Consider the following 18,900-nt stretch of genomic DNA (forward strand, 5'->3'; position numbering starts at 1 on the left):
ACGGGGTCGCGGACGCCGCGGGGCGCGGGGGAGTGGCCCCTCACTCCGCCGTCGCCGAGAGGAGGTCGACCGTCGTCGCGACCTCGACGCCGACCGCGCGGTGCGGCTCGACGGTCCCGCGGCGATCGCCGTCAACGACCAGCGCGACCGGTTCCTCCTCGCGCTCGACCGTGACGCGGACACCCCCGCTCGCGACCCACGTGTCGGGGCGAGTCGTGAACGGCGAGACGGGGACGACCGAGAGGCCGCCGCCGGGCGACACCACGGGCCCCCCGGCCGCCGCCGCGTAGCCGTCGCTGCCGAGCGGCGTCGCGATCACGGCGCCGTCCGCGCGCACCGAGACCGACTCCCCGTCGGAAAAGGCGATCCCGTACTCGGAGATCCGGGCCGGCTCCGCCGTCACGAAGGCGACGTCCGCGGCCGCGAATCGGCGCGGGGCGTCGCCGGCGCCGTCGACCGCCAAGACCGGGTGCGCGACGCGAGAGAATCCGTCGACCGCGCTCGCCGACCCGCCGAGTCCGTCGACGACCCCCGCGACGCGCTCGGTCCCGCGGTCCGGGTCGACCGCGTGACGACCGTCCCCGACCGGGAGGATCGGAGCCGACCGCGCGTCTCCGGTCGCGGCCGCGCGCATCGCCTCCCGGAGCGCGGCGTCCCCGACGGCGACGACCGCGTCCGCCTCGGTGCGGTCGACGAGACGGGCGCCCGCGCCGTCGACCGCCGATCGGATCGCCGCCGCCGGGTCGCCGTCGCCGAGAACCGCGAGGCGGCGCGTCGGCTCACTCATGCGCGAGGCTGGGCGAGCGGCGGTGAAAAGCTCTCGGTTCGTCGGCGAGAGGCGTCGGCGTCGCTCTCAGGGGACCGAACTGACGGAGAAAGCGAGACGAGAGAGTTCGGTTCAGTTCGCGGCCGCGTCGTCGTCGCCGCCGTCCAAGGCGTCGCGGAGCTGCCGGCTGGCGGGGATGAGCACCCAGAACGTCAGCGCGCCGAGGACCATCAGCCAGAACAACACGTCGCCCGCGAGCAGGCCGACCTCGCCGTACGCCGTGTTCACGCCCTCCGCCGGGTTCACGAGCTGTGACACCTGGTAGTACGACGGCGTCCGGTACCAGCCGCCGAAGGTGATCCACCCGAGACCGCCGATCGTGAACAGGGCGAAGCCCTTCATGAACTCGTCTGCCATTACCTCACGTTTCGCTGGAGTCGTCTTGAGACTTTCCCATCCCTTGTCCGCGGAACCGGGTCCCGAGCACGTACACGGCGGTCCCGAGGACGATGAAGCCGACGCCGGTGATTGCCATTATCGCCACGAGCACGTCCTCCGGCGGCAGGATTCCGGCGCTGTCGAGCAGGTAGACGATGGTCGTCCGGACGAAGCTTATCTGAAGCGTCGCGGCGTCGATGAGCGTGAACCCGACGAGGTAGGTGACGACCGCGGCGAGCGTCGAGAAGACGGTGACGGCCTTGTACAGCCGGAATGGGACGACGACCTCTCGGCCGCTCGGCCCCTCCCGCGGGCCCGTCGGCTCGTTGCGCGGGTCCTCGTCGTCGTCGGCCGCGATCGGGTCGCCGGTCTCATCGAACGACTGCGAGGCGTCGCCGTCTGTTGAGGATGACATGGGTGATACGGGGCGTCGGAACGGAGTGGATGTGGACCGCGACCGCGCTCCGGTCGCGGTCGCAACGGAGGTTCGCCGTTACTTCGGCGGCCGCAGCATGTAGTACCGCCGGTTGAGGTCGTACATGTACCCCTCGCGCATCGTTTTCAACACCGCGTAGGTGATGACGCCGCCCGCGACGGGGAGCATGAACACGAGCGAGAACAGCAGCTCGAGCGGGACCGGGAAGAAGTTCTGGATGGCTAGCACCGCCAGCGTGATCGCCAGGATGACGCCGGTTACGCCGAGCGCGGCCCACCCCGGCTCCTCGACGGGGCGCCGTGCGTTGCCCTTGTTGAGGAAGGGGACGAGCGTGATGACGCCGAAGATGGCGCCGTGGGCGATGAGCCCGTACAGCTCGTTGGACACGACGATGTTACCGCCCAACACCGCGAGCTCGGGGTTGATCGGGCTGAGCTTCAGTAGGCCGAACGACCAGTAGAGGTACCAGTCGGGCAGGATGATCGCCGGCGTGGAGCCGGGGTTCGCCGGGTCGCCGAAGTGGGACGGCAGGATCGAGGCCACGAGCAGGATGACCCCCAGGAAGAACGAGGTGATCGCGAGGTTGCGGATCGTCTCGTGGGGCCACGTCGGGAAGCCGAGCACGTCGCGCTCGACGTACGTCGACTCCGTCCGCAGGTCCTCGTCCTCGCGGCGGGAGCGCTCGAAGTACTGGTAGGTGAGCTGCGCGAGCCCCTGGCTGCGCTCCTTCCGCTCGGACCAGGTCGGCGTCTCGTCGTCCGGCGGGACCGTCGCCGGCGGGCCGCCGTCGGTCCGCGCCTCGTCGTCGGTGCCTCCGTCCGTCATGGCTGTGGTGTCGTCGGTCATTGGATTAGTGCGGCTCCGCGATGCCCTGCACCCAGACGATGCCGACGTGGATCGCGATGAGCGCGGTGACCACGAACGGCAACACGAACACGTGCAGGATGTACATTCTCACGAGCGTCGCCTGTCCGAGGGTGAAGCCGCCGAACAGCAGCTGGGCCGCCCACTCGCCCACGATGGGGGTCGCGAGGGCCAGCTCGACGCCGATCTGCGCCGCCCAGAAGGACAGCTGCTTCCACGGGAGCACGTACCCGGAGAAGCCGAACAGCAGCGTCAGGGCGATGAGCACGACGCCGAGGATCCAGTTGACCTCGCGCGGCTCCTTGTACGCGCCGGTGAAGTAGACGCGCAGCATGTGGAGGAACACCGCCGCCACCATGAACTGCGCCGCCCAGCGGTGGATCGACCGGAGCATGAAGCCGAACTGGACGTCTTTCATGATCATCACCATCGAGTCGTACGCGGCGGTTGGGTCGCCCTGCGCCGCCGCGCCCGCGGTCGACGGCGCGTAGTAGAACCCGAGCAGCGCGCCCGAGACCGCCGCGAGCAGATACGCGATGATGGAGAGGGACCCGAGCGAGTACAGCGGGTACCAGTACCAGAACTTGTTGTCGAGGTCGTACTGCTCGGTGTGGCTCTTCGGCATCTGGAGGTTCGCGCGGTAGTACATCGTCTCCAGCAGCTCGAGGTAGTCGACGATGCGGAGCCGCTTGTCCAGCCAGATGAGCGTGGTCAGGAACGCCGTCTCGATGGCCGTGAGGTCCTGACTCTTGAGCCACGCGTTGTGGTCCATGTCGTCTTGTTTTTTCAGACTCATTGTCGAATCACTTCTTGTAGTACGGGTACACCGCGCGCTTCAGCGTCTCCGCGAGGCCGCCGGTGTCGATGCCTTTGCCCTCCTTGTCCTCTTCGCGGACGTACAGATCCTCCCACTTGCGGCGGCGCTTTTTCACGATCATCACGTCCGGCAGGAACTCCTTCCGGTACAGGAGAAGGATGAACGCGAGATCAATAAAGATGAAGGCCAACAGCGCGCCGACGTACATGTTCCCCGCCTCCGTCGACGCCCACGCGGACATCAGTCCGTAGGTGAACAGGGCGACGAACACGACCTCGATGACGGTGAGGAGGACGATCGCGATCGCGGCGGCGGTGCTCTCGCGGGCCGGCTCGTACCGGTGGATGTCACCGTACGAGGAGCCGCCGGAGCTCATCTGGCACCTCCGTGGCCCGTGTGGGCCGACTCGCCGTATTTGAGCATGTAGAACGTGAACACGAACGTCATCCCGATGCCGAGCATCGCGGAGATCCCGACCCAGTGAGCGTGGAGGGGGACGCCGACCTTGGCGATGTCCTCCGGCCACCCGGTGCTCGCGCCGCCGACCTCGACGGTGGCGACGTCCTCGCCGACGGCGATGCCGCCGTGCATGCCGACCGCGGTGTGGGGGACGCAGTGGTAGTGGGTGATGCCGGCGTCCTCGCTCGACGTCTCGTACTCGTAGGTGTACCCCTCCTCACCGACGGGGTTCCCGCTGTCGAGGCTGGCCGGGCCGCCGTCGTCGACCGTCTGGACGTTGTGGTCGCCGCCGTTCCCGGTCCACTCCCAGACGATGGTCGTTCCCTCGTCGACCCACACGAGGGTCGGATCGAACGCGAGGCCGTCGCTGCCGGCGCCGACCGAGATGGTTACCTCGTCCTGGCCGCGGGCGTCGGTGTACGACCCGACGTTGCCGTCGGCCGCCCCGCTCGGCCAGTCGGGCTGTACCTCCTGTGCAGCCACCGTTCCGGTCGCCCCGGCGGAGGCCGCGACGGCGGCGGTCGCGCCGCCGGCCGTCCGCACGAAGTCCCGCCTTTTCATACACTCTCACTCGGGACGGGGTTCGCTTAAACCCACCGACTGAAACCGCCGACGTGGAGGAGGTCTCGGGGGCTGAAACCGTCGAAATCGTCGGATTAATTCTCTCGGTCGCGCTCCGTTGCGTCGGCGTCCTCGTCGGTCACGACGCCGTCTTCGACGGGGACGAACCCGGGCCGCTCCTTCGCCTCGCGGAGCGCGCGCAGTCGGTCCCGGTACTCCTCCGAGCGGAACCGGTCCGAGAGCCGCGCGTTCGCCACCATCGCGAAGAGGAAGAGACCGATCAAGAGGAAGACGGCGCCCATCGCCGGCGCGACGATCGTCCCGAGGTCGGCCACGGCGCTCGCGACGAGGAGCGCCGCGCCGGCGAGCACCTGGACCGCGGCGACGGCCTGCACCACGAGGTTGCCGAACTCGCCGGAGCCCTCCGGGACGCTGTCCGGGTGCGGGAGCGACCAGTCCTCGGGCGGTTCGGGCACCTCGTACGACTCCATCGCCGCGAGCGCGACGACCGGCTCGATGTCTCGAAGCACCGTCCCCTCGCCGCGTACCTCGCCCGTGGGACGGATGATCGCGTATCCCTCGTCGGAGTAGACGAGGATGCGCTCCTCGCCGTCCTCGCGGACGCGCTCCAAGACGCCGAACACGTCGCGGGTCGCGATCCGGGACTTCAGCTCGGCGTCGACGCGGTCGAGGAGCCGGTCGCCGGTGATCCACGTGTCCGGGTCGAACGCGGCGTCCCACTCCTCTGCGCTCATCTGCGCCATGTCGGAGGGCCCGAAGTCGTCGAAGTCGTACTCCGACTCGACGCGCTCGCGGAGGGCCTCGATGTCGGTCTCGTCCGCTCGCGTCCCGTCGGCGTCGGGCGCTCCGGGCTCGCCGTCGTCGGGTGCCGTGCGGTCGTCCGAACCGTCGGCCGCCGGATCGGGCGACTCCTCCGGCGGCGACTCCGACTCCGACCGCGTCGAGGTGTCCTCCATCACCTCGGCGCTACGTGCTCCTGACGCTAACTGTTTTCGTCCGCGCCCGGCCGCCGGGGGCCCGGGACCGCACGTCCGGAGACGGCGTCGCCGGACGCGGATCGCGGGGCTTTACGCGCCGGAGCACGTAGCCGCTCGCATGGTCGACGAGTCGGTCATCGCGGCGCTCGCCGGGGTGTCCGTGACGACGAGCCTCCCCTTCCTCCTGTACGGCGCCTGGATCATGATCGACGCGGAGACGGTGTCGTGGAACGTGCTGATGCGGCACCTGCGGTACATCGTCGCGGGACTGGTGCTCACGACCGTCCCCATCGTCGGGTGGATGATCCCGCGCGTCCTCGATCAGCTGACCGGGATGGCCATCGTCCACGCCTTCTTCGGCATCCAGGCGTACGCCCTCCTGGCGTTCGCGCTCACCGGGATCGTGCGGATCTTCCAGGCGAAGCGGAACGCGGACGCCTACGAGGACCGCGACGTCGACATCGACGAGATCCACGAGGACATGGGCCACTGGCGGAAGCGGCTCCGCGCCGGCGTCGCCGGCTTCATGCTCCTGTGGCTGTGCGCGTGGGTGACCGGGCTCTACCGGCTGTACACGCTCCACCTCGCGTCGATGATCTGACCGCGGCGCCCCGGCGAACGGTCCGTTTGTCGCGCGTCGAAACCCGTCTCCCCGACCGACAGGTTCAATCTTGGTTTGCTCGTAACAGGGGTATCGTGGCAGTCACCTTCGACCTCTTCGGGACCCTCGTCGACGTCGAGTACCCGTCCGACCCGGCGGAAGCGGTCGCGCGCGAACTGGAGTCCCGCGGCGTGACGGTCCCCGACGACTGGCACGTCGCGTACGGGGAGCAGCACGTCGAGGCGCCGGCCGGCGCGGAGGTCCCCCTCCCCGCGCACGTCGCCCGCGCGCTCGACTCCCGCGGCGTCGACGCGGAGCAGAACGTCGCCAGACACGCCGTGATCGCGGCGTTCGACCCGGACGTGACCCGGCGCGACGGCGCGATCGACGCGGTCCGGGGCGCCGGTGAGCGCGGGCCGGTCGGGCTGCTCTCGAACTGCGCCGTCCCGGAACTCGTCCCGCGGACGCTGATCCGCGCCGGGCTCCGCGGCGAGTTCGACGCGGTCACGACGAGCGTCGGCTGCGGCTGGCGCAAACCCCACCCCTCCGCGTTCGAGGCCGCGGCGGAGGCGCTGGACACATCGACGACCGCGCTCGTCCACGTCGGCGACGACGCGGAGACCGACGGGGGGATCGTCGCCGCCGGCGGCCGCTTCGTCGACGTGACGGAGACGCCGCTGTCCGAGGTCGTCGGCGAACTCGAAGCGGAGCCGTAGGCGGTTCGACGGAGGCAGGGCGGCTGCGGGCGAGCTACTCGAACTCGCGGTCCGCCAGCCGTGCCCGCCACGCCTCGCCCACCCGACCCTCCGAGACCAGCTTCTCGACGTGCGCCGCGACCGTCGCCAGCGCGAGGTCCCGCACGCCGGAGAGGTCCTTCTCGTAGGCGCCGTCGACGACCGCGTCGAGGTCCGCGGCGCCGCCATCGATCGCGGCGATCACGTCGCGCTCGCGGGCCAGTCTGTGGTCGATCAGTCGGTCGCACGTCGCCTCGGGATCGTCGATCGCCGGTCCGTGACCCGGGAGGAGTCGGTCGTAGCCGGCGTCGCGCACCCGTTCGAGGCTTTCGAGGTACGCAGACAGGTCCCCCTCGGGCGCGGCGACTGCGACGCTCCCCTCGGCGACGGCGAGGTCGCCGCAGCACAGCACGGAGCGGGCTTCACCCGTCGGGTCTCCGGCCGCGAACGCGACGTGGTCGGGCGCGTGCCCCGGCGCGTCGACGACGCGGACTCCGGTGTCGGCCACCGTCTCGCCCGGCGCGACCGTCTCGTCGGGGTCGACGCCGGCCGCCGCGGCGAACCGGTCGGCGTGCCCCTCGCGGGCGACGACGGTCGCGTCGGTCAGGGCGGCGTACTCCCCGACCGCGCCCACGTGGTCCGGGTGGGCGTGGGTGACCGCGATCGCCTCGACCGACGGGGCGGCCGCGTCGGCCGACCCCCGCTCCGCGAACGCGGCGTCGAGCGCGTCGGTCCGCGCCGCCGGGTCGACGAGGAGCCCGTCGAGCAGGTACGCGTTCGTGGTCTCACCGGGGGCGCGCGTGTCGACGGGGACCTCGACGCGGGTGACCGCGGGGTCGTCGCCTGACTTCGGACCATCGCCCGACTTCGGACCGTCGCCCGACATCGCTCAGTCTCCGCGCCCGAGCGACGAACGCGCGGCCGGGCCCGGGCCGGAGCCGGGGCGCTCGCGGCCGGGGATCGGCACGTCGGTGTCGCCGGCGACCGCGTACGCCGCGAGGTCGGCCACGCCGTCGTCGACCGCCTCGACCGACTCGTAGGGCCGCCCGACCACGATGTCGCCGGCTCGGCTCCGGTTGATCCCCGGGATCGCGGTCAGCTCGTCCATCGAGGCCGCGTTGACGTCGAGCGGGTACGGGACGCCCGTCACGGAGCGGTACCCGTGGTCGGTGATCGCCACGTCGATGGTCGTACCGAGTTCGCGCTCGCCCGGAACCGCCACGAGGAGCGCGTAGGTGCCCAGCTGGCGCCCGAACGTCTTGCCGTCCTGGTGGTACTCGAGGTGGAGGTCGGGCAGGACGGTCCCCGGCGGGACGACGCGGTCGAGCATCGGGTTGTCGACGGTCTCGCGCACCTCGCGCTTGTACGCCTGGAACTGGTCTTTGTGCTCCTGTGCGACGTCCGCGCCCGTCTCCGCCATCTCCGTGCCCGCGAACGCCATCACCTGCCGGATGTTGATCCGGCGGAGCATCAGCCCCTCGTCGTACACCGTCCGGAGGAACTCCTTGTTGTGCTCGTACGTCTCCGGGCGCTCGCCCGCGAGCCCGTGGACGAGGTTGATCCCGGGGAGCAGCTTCGGCAGCCGCGGCGAGGCGTCCGGCCCGGTCGAGGGGCCGGTGACGCGCGTCGGGTCGCCGGGCGTCGTCTCCGGCGCGTCGCCCGGCCGCCAGCCGCCCTCCTCGTTGACGACGCGGACGGCCTCCAGGCACTCCTCGGCGGTGACGAGCAGGTTGTTCTGCTCCTGAACCACGGGGTCGGCCGATTCGAGGCCGAAGGCGGCCGTGTCGCCGGGCGTGTTGTGCTCGGCGATGACGCGGATCGCCTCGCGGGAGGCCTCGGGGTAGTCCGTGATCGTCACGGGGTTCATGTTGTCGAGGTGAAGCGTCCGGAGGTCGGGCGCGACCTCGCGGATCCCGCCGTACAGCTCCCGCAGGGCGTCGGGGTTCGGCGCCTCGCCGTCGCCGCCGAACGCGAGGATGTCGGCCTGCCGCCCGAGCCGGAAGTGTCTGACTCCCCGGTTCGAGAGCGCGTCGACCTCGCTGACGACGGAGCCGGGAGTCCGGAACGCCGGGTCGCCGTACAGCGGCTCCGTACAGAACGAACAGCGGTACGCGCACCCGCGGGAGGTCTCCATCTCGCAGATGAGGTAGTCGGGGTGGTTCGGGTGCTGCTCGACGACGAACGCCCCCTGCCGGGCCCAGCGGTCGACCTCCTCGTTCGTCCGCATCCGGTTGCCGTACCCCTCAAGCCCCTCGCGGACGAGGTCGTGGGCCGCGGCCTCGACGTCGCCCATCGCGACGAAGTCGTAGTCGAGGTCGTCGCGCTGCGTCTCCTGTGCGCCCGCGTTCTCCTCGCCGACCCCGAACCGAACCGGGCCGCCGAGCAGGGTCACGCCGTCGGCCGTCCAGCCGAGTTCGCGCACCTCGTCCGGCTCGGCGGGGGTACCGCCGACGTACTTCCCGGGCACCGTCATCCCGCCGACGTACACCATGAGGTCCGCGTCAGCCACGTCGGCGTGTTTGCTCCGGTCGTCGCGGAGCTCGTCGATGGTGTGATACGTGATCTGTGACTCCGGGACGCCCGCGTCGACGAGCGCGCCGGCCGTGTACCGGGGGTACGTCGAGAGGTACGGCGGGACGCCGAAGTGTGCCGGCTCGTCGACGTACCCGTCGACGATGGTGACGGCGAGGTCGTTCGGGTCGGCCGGGAGCGACCCCCGGGCCGACGCGGGCGAATCGGTCATGTTACCGTCCGTAGTCGGCCGAGAGGGGAAAAGCGTGCGGAAGGTCCGCCGGGGGCGGAGCGGACCGACCGAACTCCCCGGCCCAATCGCTTATCCCGGAGCGCTCGAAACCGCGACTCGTGTCCTCCAATACGCCCGCTCGCCGGCAGCGGCTCGGACAGTACCTCGCTGTCGCCCTCGTCTGCGCCTTCGGCGCGGCGCAGTTCTACGGCGCCGACCCGCGCCCGTGGGGGGCCGCGACCGGGTGGACGGTCGTCACCGCTTTACTCGTCGGCCCGCTCGCGTGGCTGGCGCGGGACCGGCTCCCGCCGGACCGGTACGAGACGCTCGCCTACGTCGCCGCGGGGGCCGCGATGCTCGCCGCGATCGTCTGGCTCGGCGTCTCGCTCGCGTTCGCGCCGCGCCTGTTCCCGTACGGCCCGGGGTTCGCCGCCGGCGTGGCGTCCGGGACGCTCCTCGTGCTGCTCGCGGAGCGAACCGTCGTTCCGGAGCGCATGCGCGACGCGGGGCTCTGACCGGGCTGCCGCGCGGCGTTCCGATCGCCGCGCGGCCCGTTTCGCGTCCGCGGGTCACCGCCGCCACGCCGTTTAAGCCCTCGCCGACACAATACGTCGATATATGCCATCGACGATGGAGGTCAAGTGCGCCAGCGACGACTGCGAGCTCGACATGTTCGAGAACCACTACACGTACGACGTGCCCGACGACCACGCGGTCGAGGACCTCTCGTGTCCGTACTGTGGGGGGAGCGATCTCGTCGAAATCGAGGTGTGAGCCCGTGAGCCGACTCGTCGAGACCGGTCGGTCCGCGCTCCGAAGCGCCCTCGAACGCGTCGGCCGCGGCTGGGGCCGCGTCCAGGAGCGCCGCCCGCTCTCGCACGACCTCCTCGAGAGCGACGACGCCTACCTCGTCGTCTTCGACGCCCCCGGCGTCCGCGGCGAGGACGTCGACGTCACCTTCCTCGACCGCACCGTCGAGGTGAACCTCGAACGCTTCCGCGACTTCTACGACGGCTACGACCTCGTGTTCCCGGGCCGCGGCGTCTCGCTGTCCGGGAGCGTCGACCTCCCGAACGACGCCGACGTGACCCCCGAGGGCGCGAACGCGACGCTCACGCGCAACGGCACGCTCCACGTCGAGATCCCCAAGCGCGGCGGGTCGAGCGACGTCGACGTCGTCGAAGAAAGCGACTGACGCGGCGGCTGCCTTTTAAACCTCATCCGTTCGGGTCGACAGCGACATCCCCTCCGCGATCTCGAACTCCTCGTCGCCGTCGAACCGCTCCGGGTCGAACGCGCCGATCCACGGCGACTCGGGGTCGTCGAACGGGATCCCAGAGCGCGATGCGAGCACGCCCTCGGCGACCGCCTCGCCGATCGCCGGCGCGCGCATGAAGCCGTGTCCCTGCCAGCCGGCGGCGACGAAGAGCGTCGGGTCGGCCTCCCCGCTCGCGTCCGCCGGCCCGACGAGCGGGTCACCGTCTGGCGTCGCGGTACAGAGCCCGGCCCACGCCCGCGAGACGTCGGAGTCGGGATCGACTCGCGCCGCGGAGTCGCGGCGGGCAAGGCGCTCGTCGAGGACCGCGGCGACGTCCTCGCGGAACCAGTCGTCCGCCCCGCGCCGGTAGCCCTCGGGGTCGGCGGGGACCGGCTCCGTGCCGTCGCCCGCGAGCAGGCCGTCCGGATGCGGACGGAGGTACGCGTCCGCGGTGGCGTCGTAGACCATCGGGCCGTCGTAGGCCTCCCGGGCGACGAGCGCTTGGACGCGGTAGGGGACGACCGGGACCGCGACGCCGGCGTCCGCGAGCAGCGACCGCGTGTGCGCCCCGGCCGCGACGACGACCGCGTCGAACGCGCGCGTTTCGGTCGCCGGATCCCCGTTCGCTCCGGCGTCGCGGACCCGGACCTCGCGTTCCGAGCCCCTCCGCGGGCCGAGCGCGACCGCGGTGTCCGTCTCCATCGCGACGCCCGCCCGAGCAGCCCGCTCGCCGAGCGCGCGGACGTAGCTCGGCGGGTCGGTCCACCCCGCGCCCTCCGCGACCGCGGCGACGGCGAGGTCGTCGGCGTGGAGGGCGGGGAAGCGCTCGCCGAGCGCGTCGGGGTCGACGAGCGATACCTCGCGGCCGTGGTCCCGCATGCGCTCGACCATCGCCGGAACGGCGTCTGCGTCGGGGTCGCCCTCGCGGACCGCGATCACGTACGGACAGGACATAAAGGAGAAGCCGGGCAGCGTCCGGTCGAACGCGCGGAACCGCTCCAGCGCGCGGGCGCCGACCGCGGCGTCGACGTCCTCGGCGTAGGCGTCGTAGAGGACCCCCGCCGCGCGCCCGGAGCTCTCGGCCGCTAACTCGCCGCGTTCGAACAGCGTCACGTCGGCGCCGCGGGCCGCGAGGTCGTGGGCCGCCGTGACGCCGACCGCGCCGCCGCCAATGATCGCAATTGACGGCGCTGACTCGTCTTCCTCGGTCATGCCTCGGGACACGCGAGCGACGACGAAAAGCCACCGGGACCGCGATAGAAACAATGCGGTGGCGCGTGCCTGCGAGCGGCCGCCATCGGCGGCCGCGAGTCAGCACGCGCGAGGGAGTCAGTCGCCGGAGCGAAGCGNACTGACGAGGCTGGGGAGGTGTGAGGCGCGGTTGCTATCCTGGGCGGGGCGGGACTCAAAGGGGCAGCCGGGAGGCGGGCGCAGGCGACGTAAGGACCACAGGGAGCGAGTGAAACGAGCGACCGAGGACCGCAGCGAGCGTGCGCCCGCCTCCCGGCTGGGGCTTTGGAGGCGTTCGCCGCCGATCTCCAGTCAGCCATTTATAAACGAGCGACTGGGGTTTTGGTGGTGTTTGCTGCCGACCTGCGTTGATCATTTATAAGCGAACAGTTGAAAATCCAAAACTGTACTCCGCCGCTCCGCGGTCGCTTGCTTATAAATACCCAACCTGGCCCTCCACGCTATCGTCGACCCCGGCGATCACCGGACGACCGCCACATCCACGGTCTATTTATAAACCGAATCCGGCCACGGCCTGCGAGGCAGCCGAGAGGTCGAGATCGAGGGTGACGACGTAGGTGTGGATCGCCCAGAAGCCCGCCAGCTCGATCGCGGTGATGATCACGGTGACGAGGTCGGCGTACTTGCTGCTCGTCGTCACGCCGCTCGGCAGCCCGTACTCCTTGTCCGAGAGCGGGTGGAACAGCGCGATACCGCGTCGGCTCCCGACCACGTCGAGGAGGTAGTGGGTCAACACGCCGATCCACACGTACTGGAGGTTGCCGAAGACGATCGGGTACGCGAGGAACACCGCCAGCACGGGGCTGTCTCTTATACACATNCGCCATCAGAGATGTGTATAAGAGACAGCCCCCAACACGACCGGGACGGTGATCTCGGCGACGGTCGTCGCGGTCGCCATGTCGAGGCCGGGCTCGACGATAAACCCGAGACCGAGGGCGAGCAGCAGGCCGTTGAGGACGTGGCCGCGTTTGTTCATACCGCTGGCTGTGCGTGTCGGTAGGTCAAACCACCGGATCGCGGCGACGGCGGTAGGGCGCGCGTCCCCCGCCCTTCGGAACGGCCGCTCGCGGGGCGAAAGAGCCACGGCGGGCGCGCCCGACCCGCCCGTATGGAGTACGAGGAGCCGAAGTTCTTCCACGTGATGCAGTACGCCGCGGCCGCCGACGGCGACGTCATCGACATGGTGAGCGGCAACCCCGACTGGGAGCCGCCCGCCGCGCTCCGGGAGGCGCTCCGCGAGTACGCCGACCTGCCGCCCGCCGACTTCCAGTACCCGCCGAGCGACGGGCTCCGCGAGCTGCGGGAGGCGATCGCCGAACGCCGCGGCGTCGACCCCGACCGCGTGGTCGTCACCAACGGCACCGGCGAGGCGAACTACCTCGCCATGGCGCGCGCGCTCGACCGCGGCGCCGGCGACGAGGCGCTGCTCATGGACCCGGTGTACCCGTACTACCCCGGGAAGACGCATTTGCTCGGCGGGGAGCCGACCCTCGTTCCGACCGCCCGCGACGGCGGCCTCGACGTCGACGCGGTCCGCGAGGCCGCGAGCGAGGACACCGCCCTCATCGTCCTCAACACGCCGAACAACCCCACGGGCGCCGTCTACGACCTCGACGCGGTCCGCGAGGTCGTCGGTCTCGCCGAGGCGGTTGACGCCGTGGTCGTCGTCGACGAGGTGTACGACCGGTTCGACCTCGCCGGCTCGTTCGAGTCCGCCCTCACCCTCGATTCGGACCGCGTGATCGTCACCAGCGGCTTCTCGAAGTCGATGGCGATCACGGGGCTCCGCGTCGGCTACGGCGTCTTCCCCGAGGCGCACGTCGGCGACGCGAAGACGCGGCACATGCTCGTGAACGTCACCGGCGCGCGCCCCTCCCAGTACGCGGTGTACCACGCGCTCGCCGAGACGGAGCCGGACTACTACGCCCAGTCGCGCGAGCTGCTCGCGGACCGCGTCGACGCGTTCACCGACGCGCTCGACGCGGCCGGCGCGGAGTACAGCCGCCCCGAGGGCGCCTTCTACGTCCTCGCGCGCTTCGAGGGGTTCCCCGGCACGATGGCGAACGTCAAGCGGCTGGTCGACGAGGCGGGCGTCGCCGGGATGCCGGGCGAGGCGTTCGGCACCGCCCGCGACGAGTGGATCCGCTTCGCGCTGGTGACGCCGCGAGCGACCGAGGCCGCCGAGCGGCTCGCGGACTACTTCGCCGACGGCGCGCCGGAAACGCCGGCCGACCCGCGGTGAGCGGCGGCGACCGCTACCCGCCGCCGCCCCCGCCGAAGCCGCCCTTCCCCGCCTCGGCCTCCCGCTCGCGGCGGTCCCGCTCGTCGTCCGCGTTCGACGGTGACCGCTCCGGCGGTGACCGCTCCGGCGGTGACCGCTCCGGCGGTGACCGCTCCGGCGGTGACCGCTCCGCCGGCGACCGCACCGACCCCGACCCGGACCGCCGCGCCAAGAGCGCCCACCCGAGCGCGTACGTCGCGACTGCGACGGCGACGCCCGCGGCGGCGCCGAGGGACTCCGCGCCGGCGACGAACGCGACGGCGGCAAGCGCCGGCCCGCCGAGGAGCGCGTACCCGAGGTTCTCGCGCACGACTCGCGGTGTCTCCATGCCCGGAGCGTCCGGCTCCCGGCGGAAGTGTCTTGTCCCGTTCCGCGGCCGTTGAACCGTTCCGGCGAGTCCGCCCCGTTCGAACCGTTCCCACGACTCCGCCGTATTCAAATACGCGCGCGCAGACCAACGCGTATGGAGCAGATCGACGACCAGTACGCGCCCGCGGACGTCGAGTCCGCGGTCGACGAGTACTGGGACGAGCACGACGCCTACGAGGCGGCGAAAGAGGCGCACGCCGACGACCCGCCGTTCTTCTTCGTGGACGGGCCGCCGTACACCTCCGGGCAGATGCACCTCGGGACGGCGTGGAACAAGACGCTGAAGGACGCGGTCATCCGGTACAAGCGGATGACCGGCCACCGCGTCACCGACCGTCCCGGCTACGACATGCACGGGCTCCCGATCGAGGTGAAAGTCGAGGAGGAGCTCGGCTTCGAGAACAAGCGGGACATCGAGGAGTACGGGATGGAGTCGTTCATCGAGAAGTGCAAGGAGTTCGCCCTGGAGAACCGGGCGGCGATGGACGAGGACTTCAAGTCCATCGGCGTCTGGATGGACTGGGAGGACCCGTACGAGACCATCTCGCCGGAGTACATGGAGGCCGCGTGGTGGGCGTTCTCCGAGGTCGCCGACAACGGGCTCGTCGAGCAGGGGAAGCGGTCCATCTCGCAGTGCCCGCGCTGCGAGACCGGGCTCGCCAACAACGAGGTCGAGTACGAGGACGTCGAGGACCCCTCCATCTACGTGAAGTTCCCGCTCGCGGACCGCGAGGGGAGCCTCGTCATCTGGACGACGACGCCGTGGACGGTCCCCGCGAACACCTTCGTCGCCGTCGACGAGGAGCTCACCTACAACGCGGTCCGCGCGGAGAAGGACGGCGAGGAGGAGCTGCTCTACGTCGCCGCGGAGTGCGTCGAGGACGTGCTCGGCGAGGGTCGCTACGAGTCCTACGAGGTCGAGGCCGAGCTGACCGGCGAGGAGCTCGTCGGCTGGGCGTACGACCACCCGCTCGCCGACCGCGTCGCCGAGTACCCCGACTTCGAGGGCGCCGGGCAGGTGTACGCCGCCGACTACGTGGAGGCGGACCGCACCGGACTGGTCCACTCCGCGCCGGGCCACGGGGAGGAGGACTTCCACCGCGGCACGGAGCTCGGGCTCGACATCTTCTGCCCGGTCGGGCCGAACGGCGAGTTCACCGAAGCCGCCGGCGAGTACGCCGGCCAGTTCGTGCGCGACGCCAACGACGACATCATCGACGACCTCGTCGCCGACGGCCACATGCTCGCGCACGGCACCGTCGATCACAGCTACGGCCACTGCTGGCGGTGTGACACCGGGATCATCCAGCTCGTCACCGACCAGTGGTTCATCTCGATCACGGACGTGAAGGAGGACCTCCTCGACAACATGGAGGACTCGGAGTGGCACCCCCAGTGGGCCCGCGACAACCGGTTCCGCGACTTCATCGAGGACGCGCCCGACTGGAACGTCTCCCGCCAGCGCTACTGGGGGGTCCCGATCCCGATCTGGGTGCCGGAGGACGCCGAGGCCGGGAACCTCGACGAGGAGATGATCGTTATCGGCACCCGCGAGGAGCTGGCCGAGCGCGTCGAGGAGGACGTCGACCCCGACTCGATCGACCTCCACCGTCCCGCCGTCGACGACCTCACGATCGTCGAGGACGGGACGACGTACCGCCGGGTCGAGGACGTGTTCGACGTGTGGCTCGACTCCTCGGTCGCGACGTGGGGCACGCTCGGCTACCCGAGCGACGAGGCCGCGCACGACGAGCTGTGGCCCGCCGACCTCATCATCGAGGCGCACGACCAGACCCGCGGCTGGTTCTGGTCCCAGCTCGGGATGGGGACCGCCGCGGTCGGCGAGATCCCCTACGAGGAGGTGCTGATGCACGGCTTCGCCAACGACGAGGACGGCCGCAAGATGTCGAAGTCGGTCGGGAACATCGTCACGCCGGAGGAGGCCATCGACCGCGCCGGCCGCGACCCGCTCCGCACCTACCTCCTCTCACACGACCAGCAGGGGGTCGACCTCGCGTTCGAGTGGGACGGCCTCGGCGAGATCCAGGGGAAGCTCAACATCCTCTGGAACGTGTTCCGGTTCCCCCTGGAGTACATGGAGCTCGACGGCTACGACCCCGCCGACGCCGACCTCTCGGACGGCGACCTCGAACTCGTCGACGAGTGGGTGCTCTCCCGGCTCCAGTCCGTGGAGACGGAGGTCGCCGACGCCTGGGACGACTACCGGGTCAGCGACGCCGTCAACACTGTCATCGAGTTCGTCACGCAGGACGTCTCCCGCTTCTACGTGAAGGCGGTCCGCGACCGCATGTGGGAGGAGGCCGACTCCGCCTCGAAGCGCGGCGCGTACGCCACGCTCGCGACCGTCCTCGACGAGGTGATCCGGCTGCTCGCGCCGATCGCGCCGTACCTCGCCGAGCGGATGTACCAGCGGCTCGACGGCGAGGCGACGACGGTCCACGCGCTGTCGTACCCCGAGCCGGACGCGGATCTGCGCGACCCCGACCTCGAACGCGACGTGGCGGCCTTCCGGGACGTCGAGGAGGCGGCCGCGAACGCGCGCCAGCAGGCCGGCCGGAAGCTCCGCTGGCCCGTGCCGCGCGTCGTCGTCGAGACCGACGACGAGACGGTCGCGGCCGCGGTCGACCGCCTCGAAGCGCTGACCGCCGACCGCGTCAACGCCCGCGAGGTGGTCGTCACCGACTCGTTCGACGAGCTTGTCGAGACCGCGGAGCCGCAGATGGCCGCCATCGGCCCCGCCTTCGGTGGCGACGCCCAGAAGGTGATGGAAGCGGTTCAGGGTGCGACCCGCGCGGCGGTCGAGGGCGGCGAGGTGACCGTCGACGGCGAGCCCGTCGACCTCGACGACGAGATGGTCGAGTACGTCGCGGAGCCGCCGGAGCACGTCTCCGGCGCGGACTTCGAGGGCGGCACCGTCTACGTCGACACCTCCCTGACCCCCGAGATCGAGTCCGAAGGGTACGCCCGCGACGTGATCCGCCGGATCCAGGAGATGCGCAAGGAACTCGACTTGGACGTCGAGGCGCGGATCCGCGTCGGCGTCGCCGTCGACGACGAGCGCGTGGCTGACTTCGTCGACGACCACGCGGACCTGATCGCCGGCGAAGTGCGCGCCGACGCCTGGCTGGACGACCCGAGCGACGCCGCCGACGCCGAGGGCGGCCTCGTCGAGGAGTGGACGGTCGAGGAGACGACCGTCACGATCGGAATCGAGCCGGTCGCGTAAGGGCTCGGCGGCTCCCCGCTCCCCCGGCTCCTTCTCTCGGCGGTACTGTGCCAACAGTTCGCATCCCGAAACCTATAGGTGCGTTCTTTACTCACGGTCGAACATGGATGTCCGGGCGGCTCGGCCCGACGACGCGGAGGACCTGCGAACGGCGGTCTCGCGAGCCCGCGAGGAGACGGTGTTCGACGACATCGGCGCGCCCCTGCTCGACGTGTCCGCCGCCGGCGTCCGCGAGGCCGCCGCCGAGGCGGAGTGGTCGTTTCTGATGGAAGACGTCGAGGAGGGCCCCGTCGGCATCGCGATCGCACACCCCGATCAGGGCGGGACGGAGGCGGAGCTGCTGGCGCTGTGGGTCCACCCGAACCGCGCGGGAGAGGGCGTCGCGGACGAGCTGCTCTCCCGCGTGGGGGACGCGCTCGCCGACCGCGACATCGAGGCGCTCCGCGCGACGGTCCCGCCGGACCGTCCCAGCGCGGAGGAGTTCTTCAGCGCGCACGGGTTCACGCGGCGGGGAACCCGCCGGGGTCCCGCCGGCGACGAGACGGTCGTCGTCGCGGACCCGCACACGCTCACGTAACCCGCGAGCGCGACGTCGGAAAACGGGGTTTTTGCGTCGGCTTACTTCAGGCGCTCCTGGAGGAAGGAGGGGTGCGCCGCGGTGACGCCGTCGACGCCGAGCAGCTTCTCGGAGATGACGTCGCCGAGCTCGTCGCCGTCGCCGGCGCGGACCTCGGCCATCAGCATGTGGTCGCCGGAGGAGGTGTACAGCGCCTGGACCTCGTCGAGCGACTTCAGCTCGCGGGTTGCCTCCACGTACTGTCCGGAGTCGACGTCCATCCCGACCATGGCGATCGACTGCGACGATAGCTTCTTCGGGTCGACCTCCGCGGAGTAGCCGACGATCACGCCCCGCTCCTCGAGGCGGTCGATGTACTTCCGCACCGTCGGCTTCGAGACGTCGGCCCGCTCGGCGATCTCTCCGCAGGACGCCTGCGCGTCCTCTTCTAACACGGAGAGGATCCGTTCCTCCGTCGATACGGTACTCATACTACTCCGTTTGTCACCAATGAAAAA

At 70.8% G+C, this 18,900-nt stretch carries 21 protein-coding genes and 1 pseudogene; 8 read left to right on the forward strand and 14 right to left on the reverse strand.

All coding sequences use genetic code 11. From position 1 onward, the window contains the following. Positions 1–40: 40 nt before the first annotated feature. The 8 genes from C466_RS08560 to C466_RS08595 form a co-directional block, all read right to left on the reverse strand. Positions 41–787 carry an NAD(+)/NADH kinase gene (locus C466_RS08560; protein WP_004599752.1) on the reverse strand — a complete coding sequence of 249 codons (747 nt, stop codon included), beginning with the start codon at positions 785–787 and terminating at the stop codon, positions 41–43. A gap of 111 nt (positions 788–898) precedes the next feature. Continuing rightward, on the reverse strand, positions 899–1,183 hold the full coding sequence (locus C466_RS08565) for a DUF7314 family protein (RefSeq protein WP_004598373.1): 285 nt from the start codon (positions 1,181–1,183) through the stop codon (positions 899–901). A 4-nt stretch (positions 1,184–1,187) separates the two neighbouring features. Then, on the reverse strand, positions 1,188–1,619 hold the full coding sequence (locus C466_RS08570; RefSeq protein WP_004598372.1) for a DUF7315 family membrane protein: 432 nt from the start codon (positions 1,617–1,619) through the stop codon (positions 1,188–1,190). Between the two features lie 78 nt (positions 1,620–1,697). Next, positions 1,698–2,486, reverse strand: a complete 789-nt coding sequence (locus tag C466_RS08575) for a cytochrome b family protein (protein ID WP_004598371.1) — start codon at positions 2,484–2,486, stop codon at positions 1,698–1,700. A gap of 4 nt (positions 2,487–2,490) precedes the next feature. Then, positions 2,491–3,300: a cytochrome b gene (locus tag C466_RS08580; protein ID WP_026046182.1), complete on the reverse strand. Its 810-nt coding sequence runs from the start codon at positions 3,298–3,300 to the stop codon at positions 2,491–2,493. A 7-nt stretch (positions 3,301–3,307) separates the two neighbouring features. Beyond that, entirely contained in the window at positions 3,308–3,697 is a 390-nt protein-coding gene (locus tag C466_RS08585) for a DUF7318 family protein (RefSeq protein WP_004598369.1), read from the reverse strand. Then, on the reverse strand, positions 3,694–4,341 hold the full coding sequence (locus C466_RS08590) for a halocyanin domain-containing protein (protein WP_004598368.1): 648 nt from the start codon (positions 4,339–4,341) through the stop codon (positions 3,694–3,696). The genes C466_RS08585 and C466_RS08590 overlap by 4 nt, the downstream gene beginning before the upstream one ends. A 95-nt stretch (positions 4,342–4,436) precedes the next feature. Beyond that, positions 4,437–5,318: a DUF7319 domain-containing protein gene (locus C466_RS08595; RefSeq protein WP_004598367.1), complete on the reverse strand. Its 882-nt coding sequence runs from the start codon at positions 5,316–5,318 to the stop codon at positions 4,437–4,439. A 139-nt stretch (positions 5,319–5,457) separates the two neighbouring features. Here C466_RS08595 and C466_RS08600 point away from each other — a divergent pair, with 139 nt between their 5' ends. Together C466_RS08600 and C466_RS08605 are read left to right on the forward strand one after the other, a co-directional pair. Beyond that, positions 5,458–5,940 (forward strand): DUF7321 family protein, encoded by a 483-nt coding sequence (locus C466_RS08600; RefSeq protein ID WP_004598366.1) that lies wholly within the window; start codon positions 5,458–5,460, stop codon positions 5,938–5,940. A 95-nt stretch (positions 5,941–6,035) separates the two neighbouring features. Then, the gene (locus tag C466_RS08605; RefSeq protein ID WP_004598365.1) at positions 6,036–6,656 is read left to right on the forward strand and encodes an HAD family hydrolase; all 621 of its coding nucleotides are present in this window, start codon (positions 6,036–6,038) and stop codon (positions 6,654–6,656) included. A gap of 34 nt (positions 6,657–6,690) precedes the next feature. On the opposite strand, the gene C466_RS08610 is transcribed toward C466_RS08605, so the two are convergent. Both C466_RS08610 and C466_RS08615 read right to left on the reverse strand, forming a co-directional pair. Further along, on the reverse strand, positions 6,691–7,560 hold the full coding sequence (locus C466_RS08610) for an MBL fold metallo-hydrolase (RefSeq protein ID WP_004598364.1): 870 nt from the start codon (positions 7,558–7,560) through the stop codon (positions 6,691–6,693). A gap of 3 nt (positions 7,561–7,563) precedes the next feature. After that, entirely contained in the window at positions 7,564–9,417 is a 1,854-nt protein-coding gene (locus C466_RS08615; RefSeq protein ID WP_004598363.1) for a radical SAM protein, read from the reverse strand. Between the two features lie 119 nt (positions 9,418–9,536). On the opposite strand from C466_RS08615, the gene C466_RS08620 reads away from it, so the two are divergent. The 3 genes from C466_RS08620 (at position 9,537) to C466_RS08625 (ending at position 10,612) form a co-directional block, all read left to right on the forward strand. Beyond that, positions 9,537–9,932, forward strand: coding sequence for a hypothetical protein (locus C466_RS08620; RefSeq protein ID WP_004598362.1), 396 nt, complete (start codon positions 9,537–9,539; stop codon positions 9,930–9,932). Positions 9,933–10,035: 103 nt separating this feature from the next. Continuing rightward, positions 10,036–10,191 (forward strand): DUF7559 family protein, encoded by a 156-nt coding sequence (locus C466_RS16980; RefSeq protein WP_004598361.1) that lies wholly within the window; start codon positions 10,036–10,038, stop codon positions 10,189–10,191. Positions 10,192–10,195: 4 nt separating this feature from the next. Then, on the forward strand, positions 10,196–10,612 hold the full coding sequence (locus C466_RS08625; RefSeq protein ID WP_004598360.1) for an Hsp20/alpha crystallin family protein: 417 nt from the start codon (positions 10,196–10,198) through the stop codon (positions 10,610–10,612). Positions 10,613–10,627: 15 nt separating this feature from the next. On the opposite strand, the gene C466_RS08630 is transcribed toward C466_RS08625, so the two are convergent. Further along, positions 10,628–11,887, reverse strand: a complete 1,260-nt coding sequence (locus C466_RS08630; protein ID WP_004598359.1) for an NAD(P)/FAD-dependent oxidoreductase — start codon at positions 11,885–11,887, stop codon at positions 10,628–10,630. Positions 11,888–12,416: 529 nt separating this feature from the next. After that, a pseudogene (locus C466_RS16570) lies at positions 12,417–12,905 on the reverse strand (metal-dependent hydrolase). A 132-nt stretch (positions 12,906–13,037) separates the two neighbouring features. On the opposite strand from C466_RS16570, the gene C466_RS08645 reads away from it, so the two are divergent. Further along, positions 13,038–14,171 (forward strand): pyridoxal phosphate-dependent aminotransferase, encoded by a 1,134-nt coding sequence (locus C466_RS08645; RefSeq protein WP_004598357.1) that lies wholly within the window; start codon positions 13,038–13,040, stop codon positions 14,169–14,171. Between the two features lie 13 nt (positions 14,172–14,184). Here the strand turns inward: C466_RS08645 and C466_RS08650 are convergent, their stop codons facing one another. Beyond that, positions 14,185–14,538, reverse strand: coding sequence for a hypothetical protein (locus C466_RS08650; protein ID WP_004598356.1), 354 nt, complete (start codon positions 14,536–14,538; stop codon positions 14,185–14,187). A gap of 135 nt (positions 14,539–14,673) precedes the next feature. Between C466_RS08650 and ileS the strand changes: the two genes are divergently transcribed. After that, complete coding sequence (gene ileS, locus C466_RS08655; protein ID WP_004598355.1) at positions 14,674–17,826, forward strand: isoleucine--tRNA ligase; 3,153 nt, start codon at positions 14,674–14,676, stop codon at positions 17,824–17,826. 103 nt (positions 17,827–17,929) lie between these two features. Then, positions 17,930–18,403 (forward strand): GNAT family N-acetyltransferase, encoded by a 474-nt coding sequence (locus tag C466_RS08660; protein WP_004598354.1) that lies wholly within the window; start codon positions 17,930–17,932, stop codon positions 18,401–18,403. Between the two features lie 41 nt (positions 18,404–18,444). Here the strand turns inward: C466_RS08660 and lrpA1 are convergent, their stop codons facing one another. Then, positions 18,445–18,873 carry an HTH-type transcriptional regulator LrpA1 gene (gene lrpA1, locus C466_RS08665; protein WP_004598353.1) on the reverse strand — a complete coding sequence of 143 codons (429 nt, stop codon included), beginning with the start codon at positions 18,871–18,873 and terminating at the stop codon, positions 18,445–18,447. Between the last annotated feature and the right edge of the window lie 27 nt (positions 18,874–18,900).

Source organism: Halorubrum distributum JCM 10118 (genome assembly GCF_000337335.1).
Lineage (GTDB): Archaea > Halobacteriota > Halobacteria > Halobacteriales > Haloferacaceae > Halorubrum > Halorubrum distributum.